Annotated in this window: 11 protein-coding genes, 1 tRNA gene and 1 pseudogene; 9 read left to right on the top strand and 4 right to left on the bottom strand. The window is 49.5% G+C overall.

What is annotated here, in order from left to right:
- The 3 genes and pseudogenes from KQJ18_RS15870 to KQJ18_RS15860 form a co-directional block, all read left to right on the top strand.
- A pseudogene (locus KQJ18_RS15870) lies at nucleotides 1-933 on the top strand (type III restriction endonuclease subunit R); the annotation flags it as partial.
- A 152-nt stretch (nucleotides 934-1085) separates the two neighbouring features.
- On the top strand, nucleotides 1086-2351 hold the full coding sequence (locus tag KQJ18_RS15865; protein WP_223369728.1) for a hypothetical protein: 1266 nt from the start codon (nucleotides 1086-1088) through the stop codon (nucleotides 2349-2351).
- 510 nt (nucleotides 2352-2861) lie between these two features.
- The gene (locus tag KQJ18_RS15860) at nucleotides 2862-3827 is read left to right on the top strand and encodes a 5'-nucleotidase (protein WP_040173626.1); all 966 of its coding nucleotides are present in this window, start codon (nucleotides 2862-2864) and stop codon (nucleotides 3825-3827) included.
- 77 nt (nucleotides 3828-3904) lie between these two features.
- On the opposite strand, the gene KQJ18_RS15855 is transcribed toward KQJ18_RS15860, so the two are convergent.
- The 3 genes from KQJ18_RS15855 to KQJ18_RS15845 all read right to left on the bottom strand — a co-directional run bounded on the left by KQJ18_RS15855 (nucleotide 3905) and on the right by KQJ18_RS15845 (nucleotide 6531).
- On the bottom strand, nucleotides 3905-4780 hold the full coding sequence (locus KQJ18_RS15855) for a phosphorothioated DNA-binding restriction endonuclease (protein ID WP_040173629.1): 876 nt from the start codon (nucleotides 4778-4780) through the stop codon (nucleotides 3905-3907).
- Nucleotides 4781-4994: 214 nt separating this feature from the next.
- On the bottom strand, nucleotides 4995-6260 hold the full coding sequence (locus KQJ18_RS15850; protein ID WP_019724876.1) for an integrase arm-type DNA-binding domain-containing protein: 1266 nt from the start codon (nucleotides 6258-6260) through the stop codon (nucleotides 4995-4997).
- 186 nt (nucleotides 6261-6446) lie between these two features.
- Nucleotides 6447-6531 (bottom strand) — tRNA-Leu (locus KQJ18_RS15845).
- 230 nt (nucleotides 6532-6761) lie between these two features.
- Between KQJ18_RS15845 and KQJ18_RS15840 the strand changes: the two genes are divergently transcribed.
- Nucleotides 6762-7781 carry an NAD(P)-dependent alcohol dehydrogenase gene (locus KQJ18_RS15840; protein ID WP_216422281.1) on the top strand — a complete coding sequence of 340 codons (1020 nt, stop codon included), beginning with the start codon at nucleotides 6762-6764 and terminating at the stop codon, nucleotides 7779-7781.
- A gap of 30 nt (nucleotides 7782-7811) precedes the next feature.
- On the opposite strand, the gene idnK is transcribed toward KQJ18_RS15840, so the two are convergent.
- Nucleotides 7812-8333 carry a gluconokinase gene (idnK, locus tag KQJ18_RS15835; RefSeq protein ID WP_087857450.1) on the bottom strand — a complete coding sequence of 174 codons (522 nt, stop codon included), beginning with the start codon at nucleotides 8331-8333 and terminating at the stop codon, nucleotides 7812-7814.
- Nucleotides 8334-8549: 216 nt separating this feature from the next.
- Here idnK and idnD point away from each other — a divergent pair, with 216 nt between their 5' ends.
- The 5 genes from idnD to KQJ18_RS15810 all read left to right on the top strand — a co-directional run.
- Complete coding sequence (gene idnD / locus KQJ18_RS15830) at nucleotides 8550-9593, top strand: L-idonate 5-dehydrogenase (RefSeq protein ID WP_199980163.1); 1044 nt, start codon at nucleotides 8550-8552, stop codon at nucleotides 9591-9593.
- Between the two features lie 11 nt (nucleotides 9594-9604).
- A complete protein-coding gene (gene idnO / locus KQJ18_RS15825) occupies nucleotides 9605-10369 on the top strand; it encodes a gluconate 5-dehydrogenase (RefSeq protein ID WP_038636797.1) in 765 nt (254 codons plus the stop codon).
- A 256-nt stretch (nucleotides 10370-10625) separates the two neighbouring features.
- Nucleotides 10626-11945: a gnt-II system L-idonate transporter gene (gene idnT / locus KQJ18_RS15820; protein WP_137346763.1), complete on the top strand. Its 1320-nt coding sequence runs from the start codon at nucleotides 10626-10628 to the stop codon at nucleotides 11943-11945.
- A 52-nt stretch (nucleotides 11946-11997) separates the two neighbouring features.
- On the top strand, nucleotides 11998-12996 hold the full coding sequence (locus KQJ18_RS15815) for a LacI family DNA-binding transcriptional regulator (RefSeq protein WP_204578862.1): 999 nt from the start codon (nucleotides 11998-12000) through the stop codon (nucleotides 12994-12996).
- A gap of 79 nt (nucleotides 12997-13075) precedes the next feature.
- A partial coding sequence (locus tag KQJ18_RS15810) for a helicase HerA-like domain-containing protein (RefSeq protein WP_216422280.1) occupies nucleotides 13076-13271 on the top strand: 196 nt, incomplete at its 3' end.

The raw sequence follows: 13271 nt of genomic DNA, 5'->3' as shown, positions 1-13271 counted from the left end.
CTTACTGCGTTCGAAGATAAAGTTATTTTTCATTTTGATACTGTATCTGCTCATTTATATTTAGTAGAGGTCAGGACTGCTGGAAAATTTGAAGATGGTAATGTGCGACTCATTTTCTCTACAGATGAAACGTCATCTGAATATAAATTATGTCTCACGGGAAGTGCTACAGCGAAAGGTTATGCCTATCAGTTGATATCTGGCCCTGACGTTTTTGTACAGCGTGGTGAATCTGAACCTGTATCACTATCAGAGTATATGGAAATTGATCCAGTAATGATTCATTACTCCGATGGCTCATTTTCATACAACGCTCATATAGTCCATGTAAGCCAAAATATTGGCCTTTATGACAAAGACGAAATTGTAGCTTTTGATTGGAAGGGAACTGATGTTCGAGTGGAATCAATGGGCTATACTCGTGATCCATCATCCATCCAATGGCGTTGGTACAGTGAAATTAAAGATAATTACGATGTCATTATTAATGATGATGGTAAAGGTGAGTCAGCAGATTTAGTGGGGTTGAGAATAGTTGATGACTGTATTGTTCTCTCTTTAATCCATTGCAAGTATTCAGGCTCAGAAGAAGCTGGAGCAAGACTTAAAGATCTTTACGAAGTATGTGGGCAGGCGCAGAGATGCATTCGTTGGAAACACCTGAATCTTTCCTATTTATACCATCACATTAAGCGTCGCGAGGAACAGTGGCGATCGCGTGGTCATTCTCGCTTTCTGAAAGGCACTATAAAAGACCTTGCTGCTATGAAAGAGCGCTCCAGAATCACACCTCTTAAATTCCAAGTTGTTATTGTTCAACCAGGACTTAGAGTAAGCAAAATTAATGAAGAAGGCCTTAAGTTACTTGGCAGTACGGCCTTATTTATCAAGAAAACAACGATGGCAGATTTAGTTGTTATTGGTTCTAAATAGGGCGAAAAATTGACAATTTTCGACTTTAGTAATATTAAACAACGAATTGAATATGCTATAAAAATGATGGAAAAAGCAAGAAAAGAGAGTAAATTATGATCCTATTCTTTTATCCTTACATAATGCTTTGCTATAGCGCTGGATACGCTTTATTGCAAACACTGGATGGGATGGGTGTGATTAGTACCAACTTTGTGGAAATGAACGCACAGGGTGCTCTTTTGAGCAGTTACTGGTCTCCCAATAAAGTTGCTGTAGTCTTAGGAGGATGTTTTCTTGAGCTCTTTATTTTATTATTACCCTTTATTTTCTTGAGCTCATGGATACTTGCCAGAAAAAAGGGACTCATCATTTGTTTTGTTCTTCTTATAACCCCTGGCCTATTATCGCTCTGTCACCTTCTTCCTGCTATCCAGTGGTTGCCATTGACCTATGAAATAGGAGGTGCAGGTGCAACAGGTAACGCAGCTGGACTCGGAAGTCTTAGCCTCATAGGGCTATTGTGCGGTTGGATTTTGGCAGTAATCATTAGTGATATTTTTGCTACAGGAGAGAAATTCAGACAGTGGACAGATATTTTCCTAATACTGACAGCAGTTGGTAACGGTATTTTCTGGGTATCAGACAGAGAAGTAGCAGTCGGTAAAACCGCATATGAGAAAACAATTACGGATATTAATGATGCAGCCAAATACCTTCTTTTTCAGGTGAAAGACTACAGCCGCATGTGTGACAATAACGGGCTTACCGAAATGTCATCTTGTCAGTGGGCATCGTACATTCAAGAAACGCTAGAAAATATTGCTAGTACAAAATCATCTGTTATTGAATATGTAATACCTGAAAATCTTGACACCTTCTACCGAATTCCTGAGTACTATAGTAATCAAGTATCTCCAGATAAAATCAGACAAGAATTTCAAGACTTCAATAAAAAACTATGCCCAAATAAACCTCTTTCCAAAACAATAACACAATTGCCATCACCTTCTCGATGGTGCCAGACACCACCCCCAGCTTACTGCAATGCCATTCAAGAGGGAAAATATAAAACAGGCATGTCAGACCGTTTCGCTGTCGCCAATGAGTGTGTAACTACATCATTATTAAGGTACCGCCAAGTTTTATTAAAAGAACAAGCTCGTTTATCCTTAAGTAAAAATGCCCCTCATTATAGATGGATGTGGTTTATTGCTATGTCTTTTTTTATTGGTGGGAAAATTGCCAATGTAATGACAAAAATAGGTAATGTAGAGAATCGTGGCATAACTGAAAAACATAGAGTTAAATTTATCCTTTTAAAAATACTTGGCTTTATTGTGCGTACATTAATAAGATGTGCCATCTTGTGTTGGAAAGTGTTTTTTTCAACGTTCAATTATATCAAAAAATTGAAGGCAATAAAGAATGATACTTAAATAAAATAGTGGCAAACTTTCAATTGCAAGGTTAATCTTGGTGTTGAAATGAATAAAGAAAAAGGGGTACTTTCTCCTGTACCCTTGGAGTTTACGTTAGATGATACATCTGAATCTACTGTGGGGATTCACTAGCGGCAACAGTGTTTTGTACTCAACCGGTTATACAATAGCATCCATGACTGATTGAGCGTAGAGCTCAGTAACGTTATTAATTAACAAACTATTGAAAGAATTCGCGGATCGCTCTTACCGATAAAATCAGTGAATGTATTGCTCTTGGTGATAATACCATTGGGAAAAATTACCAACCAGCCATCCCATTAAGGCTAGCCGATTAACTTTAATTAAACGGATATGGCAAACAATTCAAATGTCATTACCACGGTTGATTTTTTCGTAGTAAAACAGCGTAACCCTTTTCTCCCGGTTTGCATCCAAGAAACCTGCTCATCATTGCTGCTGAAGATATATACTGCCCTTACACGATAATTGTTTAGGAAAGTAACCATGCCTTTAGATTTAAGTAACACTTTAGTTATTGGCATCAGCGCAACTGCGCTTTTCGACATGAGCGAATCCGATCGTATGTTTCGGGAAACCTATGCGACCGATCCTGATAGTGCCATTGAGAAGTACCGCGCCTACATGCTCGAACACGAAAACCAGCCTTTACAGCCCGGAACAGGCTACCCCTTAGTCAAAGCGTTGCTGGGTCTGAACCGGTACCGCCAGCCGGATGATAAATCGCCGTTGGTTGAGGTTGTTGTGATGTCGCGTAACAGCCCTGATACGGGTATCCGCGTTTTGAATACTATCCGCCATGACAGGCTCGATATCACGCGTTCTGCCTTTACGGCAGGCGAAACCGTTGCCGATTACCTTGATGCATTTGATGTGGATCTATTTTTAACAACTAACGTTGAAGATGCGCAAAAGGTGATTGATTCCCGATTCTGCGCTGCTGCAATCCTGAAAGATCCGCCTTCCGACGCCTCCGATATCCCGGAGGGGCAAGTGCGCATTGCTTTTGACGGCGACGCGGTACTTTTTTCCGATCAAAGCGAGTTAGTATATAAAACACAAGGGATGGCTGCCTTTCATGCTCAGGAAGACGCGCAGCAGGATATTCCTATGGAAGAAGGGCCATATGCCACTCTGTTAAAAAAAATAGCCAAGCTTCAGGAACGACTGCCAACCCGCGTTGAGTATTCTCCCGTCCGTATTGCACTAGTGACGGCCAGAAACAGCCCATCAGAAATGCGCGTCATTAAAACGCTCAGAAGCTGGGGAGTATACGTCGATGAGGCTTTTTTTCTGGGTGGTGTAGAGAAAACAAAAGTCCTGAAGGCGTTTAAGCCACACATTTTCTTTGACGATCAGGATGTGCATTTGATCGCAGCGGCAAAGGTTGTACCTTCTGGAAAAGTCCCTTATGCCAGTAACTCCGAACTTGCAGAACGTGAAGCATCGTGATTATCGCTGACAAACCATTTAGTCATTAAGACTGAATGGTTTGTATGCCACTCGCAAAATATCTGCCCTACCTCAAATCAATGCTCTCCTCTGAACACCTCTTTCCTGTGCCATTCCACAAACTTCTCTCCCGGATAATTTTCTTTAACAGGTGGCAACGCAATCGCCTTTCCCGCAAAATCCCAGAACAGTCGCTGTACCACCCCACCACCATTTACCGCGTCGGAAACATTCACACGCATATTTTCATCCAAACCAATCGAACCACGATCAAACGCTTTATGATGGATTGCGCACAACGCCAGGCCGTTAGGTACTTCACAAGGGCCATGGTGCTGCTTCCATCTGATATGGGCAGCTTCCAGAGCAATCGGCGCATTGTCGTGGCGCATGTTAAAGCCGCATATAGCGCACTGATAATTGTAAGCACGTAGCACCATCTGGCGGAATTTCGGATCGCGTTGACGGAGAGAGGTGCGAATATCAAAACCCATTTCGTCAGCGATGTCTTCCTGAATACTGGCCGGGAAATGTGCCTCCAGGAGCTGCTGCGCCAGCGTATCAATTAACCTGTGATTTTTTGCCACCAACGCAAAATTGTCGGCATCAAATCCACCCGCGACATTATATTCGGTGAGTTCACGACGGGGCGGCTGGCGGCTACCATTGGTTGAGCACAGTTCCGCGTTTTGTAGTTCCCAGAAGCCATCGCCCTTCAGACGCCAGAACGGCATGTCCGGGCGCTGGTCACGGCGGTGCGGTCCATAACGTTCCAGAAGATCCAACAGGGGCTCGTAGATTTCAGAACTATAGTTAAACAGGCGCTCATGACCCTGCCGATAGCGTGAAAGGACATGCAGCAGCAATAATGGCTTATGTGGCGCACGCTGTTCGCCTTTGCGCCAAATGGTGATATTTGATATCGCTTGCTTCAGGGTTTTGTCAGAGGTCATTACGTTGAAGAATCCATGAGCACATATTTGCGATGATGCTCGCAACTTTATGTACATTCAAGGCATTATTGCAGACGTCCTTTTTGTCTGGCGACTCTGTACCTGGCAGATGGAATTCTGATAACAACGGTAAAAAATACTGCGACCAACCAGTCCTAAAGGGCTGGTTGGTCATTTTAATTTAAACATCAACCGAGAAATAAAGGCATTCAACTCACTCGCCATTACCCCGGTTGATCTTCGCATAGTCAAACGGCGTAATCCCTTTCCCTCGATTGGCATCCAGAAAATCCGCCCACCACTGCAACATCAGCTTGCGCTCATCCAGGTGTTCCGCTTTATGGATATACGCCGCCCTCACCGAATTGCGTTCCATATGGCTCATCTGCCTTTCCACCGCATCCTTCGACCATAGTCCTGACTCAATTAACGAACTACAGGCCATTGTGCGAAAGCCGTGACCGCAAACCTCAACTTTAGTGTCATAGCCCATCACCCGGAGCGCACTGTTTACGGTGTTCTCACTCATTGGCTTACGCGGATCATGATCGCCAATAAAGATCAACTCATGTTCGCCACAGAACTGTTTTATCTGCTTCAGGATCGCCAGCGCCTGCTTTGAAAGCGGCACCAAATGCGGTGTACGCATCTTTGAACCTCGCTGAGAATGTTTCACATCAGGAATGGGCTCTCGCTCAGGTGGGATGGTCCACATTGACGTTTCAAAATCGATTTCTGACCAGCGAGCAAAACGCAGCTCACTGGATCGAATAAAGATAAGCAGGGTAAGTTCTGTTGCCCAGCGGGTTAGCGGCCTGCCGGTATAGTTGTCTATTTTCTCAAGCAACTCAGAGATGCGCTTTAATTCCAGCGCCGGACGATGTTGTCGATTACCGGAAGCAACCGCCCCAGCCATCTCTTGTGCCGGGTTATAATCAATTAACCCACTTTGCACCGCATACCGCATGATGGCCGTAGTGCGCTGTTGAAGACGAGCAGCAACCTCAAGACGTCCAGACATCTCTACGGCTTTAATGGGCGCTAATAAATCACGAGTTTTTAACTCAGCGATATTACGCTCACCAAGCGCTGCAAAAAGATTATCTTCCAGGCTTTTTAGCACGCGATGGGCGTGATCTTCAGACCACTTTTTATTGGTGCCATGCCACTCGATCGCTACCTCTTTAAAGGTTCGTGCTTTACTCTGTTCAACCTTATCATTTTTCTTTTTGTCTCCCGGATCGACGCCATTCGCTAGTAGCTTACGCGCTTCGTCACGACGTGCTCTGGCATCCGCCAGTGTGATTTCAGGGTAAACCCCAAGTGCCAACATCTTTTGCTTGCCGTCATAACGGTACTGCAAACGCCAGTACTTAGAACCATTTGGATGGACAAGAAGGTGCATACCGCTGCCATCGGTCAGCTTATATTGCTTATCCGTTGGCTTGGCTGTTCTGACTTTGATATCTGTTAGAGCCATGCTTATCCCCTCCCTGTTGGTACAAGCATTATCGAACCGGAAATACCATCATCTATACCAACATCTGTTGGTAGATGTACGTTGATGTCGGTTGACCTTGAGAGAGTTAATATAGCGGGAAAGGTAGATAAATACTGGATTTTAGACATAAAAAAAGACCTCAGTTGAGGTCCATTTACATGCTTTTGGTGCCGAAGGCCGGACTCGAACCGGCACGTATTTCTACGGTTGATTTTGAATCAACTGCGTCTACCGATTTCGCCACTCCGGCACGGAAGGGATGCGGAAAACGTTGTGGATTATACCTGTCATGCGCCACCATGCAAGCGTCAGCGTGCGTATGGCTCGCTAAGTGTTGAAAATTTCAGCATTACCTTTCGGAGCTGCAATCAACATCACGGTTTAGCCCCCGCAATAACCTCCTTAAGCCCCCGTTCTGCAAAGCGTCCCGTTTCCCCATGCTCTACACTTCCAATTCAACACCACACTGAGGGAAACACGATGTCGATGATAAAAAGCTACGCCGCAAAATCGGCGGGCAGCGAACTCGAACTCTATGAATATGATGCGGGCGAGCTTAAGCCGGAAGATGTCGAGGTACAGGTCGATTACTGCGGTATCTGCCATTCCGATTTGTCGATGATCGACAACGAATGGGGGTTCTCTCAGTATCCGCTGGTTGCCGGGCATGAGGTGATTGGTCGCGTGGCGGCGCTAGGCAGCGCGGCGCAGGATAAGGGTCTGAAAGTTGGCCAGCGCGTCGGCGTTGGCTGGACGGCGCGCAGCTGCGGGCATTGCGACGCCTGTATCAGCGGTAATCAGATTAACTGCCTGCAAAGTTCCGTTCCCACGATTCTCAATCGCGGTGGCTTTGCCGAGAAGCTGCGGGCCGACTGGCAGTGGGTGATCCCGCTGCCGGAAAGCATCGACCTGGCGGCGGCTGGCCCATTGCTGTGCGGCGGTATCACGGTGTTCAAACCGCTACTGATGCACCACATCACTGCCACCAGCCGCGTCGGGGTGATCGGCATCGGCGGCCTGGGGCATATCGCCATTAAACTGTTACACGCGATGGGCTGCGAGGTGACCGCGTTCAGCTCAAATCCGGCGAAAGAGCAGGAGGTACTGGCGATGGGAGCGGATAAGGTGGTCAACAGCCGCGATCCGGATGCGCTAAAAGCGCTGGCGGGCCAGTTCGATCTCATCATTAACACGGTTAACGTCGACCTCGACTGGCAGCCCTATTTTGAAGCGCTGGCCTACGGCGGTAACTTCCATACCGTCGGTGCGGTGCTGAAACCGTTGCCGGTGCCGGCATTTACCTTAATTGCCGGCGATCGTAGCATCTCCGGTTCGGCGACCGGTACGCCCTTCGAGCTGCGTAAACTGATGAAGTTTGCCGGGCGCAGCAAGGTGTCGCCGACCACCGAACTGTACCCGATGTCGCAAATTAACGAAGCTATCCAGCACGTGCGCGACGGCAAAGCCCGCTACCGCGTGGTGCTGAAAGCCGACTTCTGATGCAGGGCTCAGTCCCGCAAGGGGCTGGGCCTATTGCCCACTACGAAACGCAAGCACCGCCTTGCGGCACTGTTCCGTCACATGCTCGATGTCATGGTTCACATCGATGCGGGCAATATCGCGTTCATCTTCCTGCGGACACTCCAGCGCGTCGAACTGGCTTTTTAACAAGCCCACCGGCATAAAATGCCCTGCCCGACGCTGCATGCGCGCCAGAATGGTCTCGTAATCACCATCCAGCCACAGAAAATGCACATTCGGGCTGCCCTGCCGCAATATATCGCGGTACTGTTTTTTTAATGATGAGCAGACAATAAATCCGGTCTCATTCTTTTTATATAAACTGTATGAGGCATCATTTAATCGCGCTAACCAGGGAAGTCTGTCCTCATCGGTTAATGGAATACCCTCAGACATTTTATCAATATTTTTGGCTGGATGAAGATCGTCGCCATCAATGAATTTAGCCGATAATACAGCGGCAATTTTGCTGCCAATTAAAGATTTACCGCTCCCCGAAACGCCCATTAAAATATAACTTTCCCCGGCCATCAAAAAACTCCAGATTTATATTCCATGAGGCGATACTACGCCTTGCACATTGCAGAATTCACCTTTTTTCGGCACGACCGCACAGATTTACAAGGCACATCACGTTATGCGTAACATTGTAGTGTAACAATTTTCCAGCGTGACTTACTTCACAAATAATAATAATTAAAACCGCTTAAATGCTGTCGAGGTTACTACCTGACCAGTGAGGCATTTATGCAAGTCAAAACCCAATCCTGCGTTGTCGCGGGTAAGAAAACTGTTGCCGTTACCGACCAAAATATTGAATGGGATAATAAAGGGACACTAGTAAAAATTACCCGCGGTGGTATTTGCGGTTCCGATTTACATTATTATCAGGAAGGAAAAGTCGGTAATTTCACTGTTAAAGCGCCGATGATTTTAGGCCATGAAGTTATTGGTAAAGTGGTGCACAGCGACTCCAAAGAATTACATGAAGGTCAGTCAGTGGCGATTAATCCATCGAAGCCGTGCGGCCACTGTAAATATTGTCTGCAGCATGAAGAAAACCAGTGCACGGAAATGCGCTTTTTTGGTAGCGCCATGTATTTTCCCCATGTCGACGGCGGTTTTACCCGGTTTAAAACCGTCGATACCGCGCAGTGTATCCCCTACCCCCAAGAGGCCAATGAAAAAGTCATGGCCTTTGCCGAACCACTGGCGGTCGCGATCCACGCCGCGCATGAAGCAGGCGACCTGCAGGGCAAGCGCGTGTTTATCTCTGGCGTCGGTCCTATCGGCTGCCTGATCGTCAGCGCGGTAAAAACGCTCGGTGCGGCAGAAATTGTCTGTGCTGATATCAGCCCGCGTTCGCTGTCGCTGGCCCAGCAGATGGGGGCCGACACGCTGATTAACCCGCAGCAGGACTCGCTCGAGGAGTGGAAAAAAGAGAAAGGCTACTTCGACGTTAGCTTCGAAGTCTCCGGTCATCCGTCCTCAATCACCACCTGTCTGGAAGTGACCCGCGCAAAAGGCGTGATGGTGCAGGTCGGCATGGGCGGCGCGGTGCCGGACTTCCCGATGATGATGCTGATCGGCAAAGAAATCGCGCTCAAAGGTTCGTTCCGCTTTACCACCGAGTTCAACACCGCGGTGTCGTGGCTGGCGAATAACGTTATCGATCCGCTGCCGTTACTCAGCGCCGAATATCCATTTACCGAGCTTGAACAAGCGCTGATCTTCGCCGGGGACAAAACCCAGGCGGCAAAGGTCCAGCTCGTTTTTGCAGAAACAAAATAAGGAATAACATGATGAACGATCTTTTTTCACTGGACGGCAAAAACATTCTGATCACCGGTTCGGCTCAGGGTATTGGTTATTTACTGGCGACCGGCTTGGGTAAATATGGCGCGCAGATTATCGTCAATGATATTACGCCAGAGCGCGCGGAGGCCGCCGTCGCCAAACTGCAGCAGGAAGGGATCCGCGCCGTTGCCGCGCCATTTAATGTTACGCAGAAACAGGACATTGATGCCGCCATCGAGCATATCGAAAAAGACATTGGCCAAATTGATGTGCTGGTGAATAACGCCGGTATCCAGCGCCGCCATCCCTTTACCGAGTTCCCGGAACAGGACTGGAACGATGTGATTGCCGTTAACCAGACGGCGGTGTTCCTGGTCTCGCAGGCGGTCACTCGCCGGATGGTGGAACGCCAGGCCGGGAAGGTCATCAACATCTGCTCGATGCAGAGCGAACTGGGCCGCGACACCATTACGCCGTACGCCGCCTCCAAAGGCGCGGTAAAAATGCTCACCCGTGGGATGTGCGTTGAGCTGGCGCGCCACAATATCCAGGTCAACGGTATCGCGCCGGGCTACTTCAAAACTGAAATGACCAAAGCGTTGGTCGAGGATGAAGCCTTTACCTCCTGGCTGTGTAAACGTACGCCTGCCGCGCGCTGGGGCGATCCGCAGGAGCTGATCGGCGCGGCGGTATTCCTCTCTTCCAAAGCATCCGATTTTGTTAATGGGCACCTGTTGTTCGTCGATGGCGGCATGCTGGTCGCCGTCTGATACAACACAACGCAACATCACGCAGCGCCCAGGCGCTGCATTTTGGCACCCACCCGAAATCATTCGAGTTGCAGGACAAAATGCCAAAAGCATTTTGAACAGCGCTTGCGCTGGCCCCGAAGGGGCGAGGCCGCAGGTCGAGTAACGCGGCAAGTGAATGAACCCGATGAGCTTACTTGAGTAAGTGATTCGGGTGAGTGAGCGCAGCCAACACACCTGCAACTTGAAGTATGACGGGGATATAAGAGAAACGATTATGCCATTAATAATAATTGCGGCAGGCGTCGCACTGCTTCTGGTCCTGATGATTGGCTTTAAAGTTAACGGCTTTATTGCGCTGGTCCTGGTGGCGGCGGTCGTCGGTTTTGCCGAAGGGATGGATGCTCAGGCCGTTCTGCACTCTATACAAAATGGGATCGGCGGTACGCTCGGCGGGCTGGCGATGATCCTCGGGTTTGGCGCGATGCTCGGCAAGCTGATCTCCGATACCGGCGCAGCCCAGCGCATCGCCACCACGCTGATTGACACGTTCGGTAAGAAACGTGTGCAGTGGGCGCTGGTGATCACCGGTCTGGTCGTCGGTCTGGCGATGTTCTTCGAAGTCGGCTTTGTTCTGCTGCTGCCGCTGGTATTTACGGTGGTGGCCTCTTCTGGTCTGCCGCTGCTGTATGTCGGCGTGCCGATGGTGGCGGCGCTGTCCGTAACCCACTGTTTCCTGCCGCCGCATCCGGGCCCCACCGCGATTGCCACCATTTTCGAGGCCAATCTCGGCACCACCCTGCTGTACGGCTTTATTATTACCATCCCGACGGTAATTGTCGCCGGGCCGCTGTTCTCCAGGCTGCTGACCCGCTTTGAGAAAGCGCCGCCGGAAGGGTTATTCAACCCGCATCTGTTCACCGAAGAAGAGATGCCGTCGTTCTGGAACAGTATCTTTGCGGCGGTTATCCCGGTCATACTGATGGCGGTGGCGGCGGTATGTGAAATTACGCTGCCGAAGTCCAATAGCGTGCGGGTATTCTTTGAGTTTATCGGCAACCCTGCGGTCGCCTTGTTTATCGCCATCGTGCTGGCCATTTTTACCCTTGGTCGACGTAACGGACGGACGATCGAGCAAATTATGGATATCATTGGCGACTCTATCGGCGCAATCGCGATGATTGTGTTCATCATTGCCGGCGGCGGTGCGTTTAAGCAGGTACTGGTCGACAGCGGCGTGGGGCAGTATATCTCGCACCTGATGACCGGCACGTCGCTCTCTCCGCTGCTGATGTGCTGGACGGTCGCCGCATTGCTGCGTATCGCGCTCGGTTCTGCGACCGTGGCGGCAATCACCACCGCAGGCGTGGTGCTGCCGATTATTAACGTTACTCACGCCGACCCGGCGCTGATGGTGCTGGCTACCGGCGCGGGCAGCGTGATTGCCTCCCACGTTAATGATCCGGGATTCTGGCTGTTTAAAGGCTATTTTAATCTCAGCGTTGGGGAAACATTGCGTACCTGGACGGTGATGGAGACGCTGATTTCCATTATGGGTCTGCTGGGCGTACTGGCGCTGAACGCCATCCTGCATTAAGACGGTCATCACCGGGGAGCACAGGTCAGCGCTCCCCGGCACGGGAGAGAAAATGAGGAACCACAGAATTTCTTTGCAAGATATCGCCACACTGGCGGGCGTGACCAAAATGACGGTGAGCCGCTACATTCGCTCGCCGAAAAAGGTCGCAAAGGAAACCGGTGAACGCATTGCGCAGATTATGGAGGAGATTAATTACATCCCCAACCGCGCGCCCGCGATGCTGCTGAATGCGCAAAGCTATACGCTCGGCGTGCTGATCCCCTCGTTTCAAAACCAGCTGTTCGCTGACATTCTGGCCGGTATTGAGTCGGTCACCTCGGACCATAACTATCAGACGCTGATCGCCAACTACAATTATGACCGGGAATCCGAGGAAGAGTCGGTGATCAACCTGCTGTCGTACAATATCGACGGCATTATTCTGTCCGAGAAATATCACACTCTGCGCACGGTTAAATTTCTGCGTTCAGCCAATATTCCGGTGGTCGAGCTGATGGATATTCAGGGTGACCGTCTGGACATGGAGGTGGGCTTTGATAACCGTCAGGCGGCGTTTGATATGGTCAGCACCATGCTGGATAAACGCCCGCGCCGCAAAATCCTCTATCTGGGTTCGAAAGACGACGTGCGCGATGAACAGCGCTATCGCGGTTATTGCGATGCCATGACGCGGCGGGGTCTGTCGCCACTGCGCGCTAATCCGCGTTCTATTTCGTCCATTCATCTCGGCATCCAGATGATGCGGGACGCGCTCGCCGCGCATCCGGATTTAGACGGCGTCTTTTGCACCAACGACGATATTGCGATGGGCGCGCTGCTGCTGTGCCGCGAACGCGAGCTGGCCGTTCCGGAACAGATCTCGATTGCTGGTTTTCACGGACTGGAAATGGGGCGGCAGATGATCCCAAGCCTCGCCAGCGTGATCACCCCGCGTTTCGACATTGGCCGTATGGCGGCGCAGATGTTGCTGAGCAAAATCAAGAACAACGACCATAACCACAACACCGTGGATTTGGGGTATCAGATTTATCACGGCCACACGCTTTAAGATTTTTTATCTCCCTTGCTCATACTTTCTTTCATTCATATTGCCTATACTCCAGGCAGGATAAATGGAGGAAATCTCAATGAGCGCACCCCTGCTAATCGCCCGCACGCCGGACACCGAACTGTTTTTACTCCCAGGCATGGCCAACCGTCACGGGCTGATTACCGGCGCGACCGGGACCGGTAAAACCGTCACGCTACAGAAACTGGCCGAATCGCTGTCTGAGATTGGCGTGCCGGTATTTATGGCCGACGTAAAAGGTGACTTAACCGGCG

Source organism: Citrobacter sp. S55_ASV_140 (assembly GCF_018919505.1).
Classification (GTDB): domain Bacteria; phylum Pseudomonadota; class Gammaproteobacteria; order Enterobacterales; family Enterobacteriaceae; genus Citrobacter; species Citrobacter werkmanii.
This window is presented reverse-complemented; position numbering and strand designations above follow the sequence as displayed.